We start from the raw sequence: 698 nt of genomic DNA, 5'->3' as shown, positions 1-698 counted from the left end.
GCAGCAGGTCTGGCAGAAAACGTCGAAGCGACGGTGCTGAACATCGCGAAGGACTACACGCACATCTTCGCGCCGGCGACCGCCTACGGCAAGAACATCGCCCCGCGCATCGCTGCGAAGCTGGATGTCGCGCAGATCAGCGACATCACGGCAGTGGATTCGGCCGACACGTTCGAGCGTCCGATCTATGCCGGTAACGCAATCGCTACTGTTCAATCTCAAGACCCGATCAAGGTCATCACGGTCCGCACGACCGGTTTCGATGCAGTCGCAGCAGAAGGCGGCGGCGCTTCGGTCGAGAAGATCGAAGCCGCAGCCGACACCGGCCTGTCGCAGTTCGTCAGCCGTGAAGTGACGAAGCTGGACCGTCCGGAGCTGACGTCGGCGAAGATCATCGTCTCGGGTGGCCGCGGTCTGGGCAACGGCGAGAACTACACCAAGGTTCTCGAACCGCTGGCCGACAAGCTCAACGCCGCGCTGGGCGCATCGCGTGCAGCCGTCGATGCGGGCTTCGTGCCGAACGACTATCAGGTCGGCCAGACCGGCAAGATCGTCGCACCGCAACTGTACGTGGCGGTCGGCATCTCGGGCGCGATCCAGCATCTGGCCGGGATGAAAGACTCGAAGGTGATCGTCGCGATCAACAAGGATGCGGAAGCGCCGATCTTCAGCGTCGCCGATTACGGTCTGGTGGGCGA

General features: G+C 62.9%; 1 protein-coding gene. It reads left to right on the top strand.

Annotated elements, in window-relative coordinates:
- The coding region (locus PQQ95_RS36525; protein ID WP_408447255.1) for an electron transfer flavoprotein subunit alpha/FixB family protein at positions 1-698 on the top strand (698 nt) is incomplete at both ends.

This window comes from Paraburkholderia caffeinilytica (assembly GCF_046030355.1).
Lineage (GTDB): Bacteria > Pseudomonadota > Gammaproteobacteria > Burkholderiales > Burkholderiaceae > Paraburkholderia > Paraburkholderia caffeinilytica_B.
This window is presented reverse-complemented; position numbering and strand designations above follow the sequence as displayed.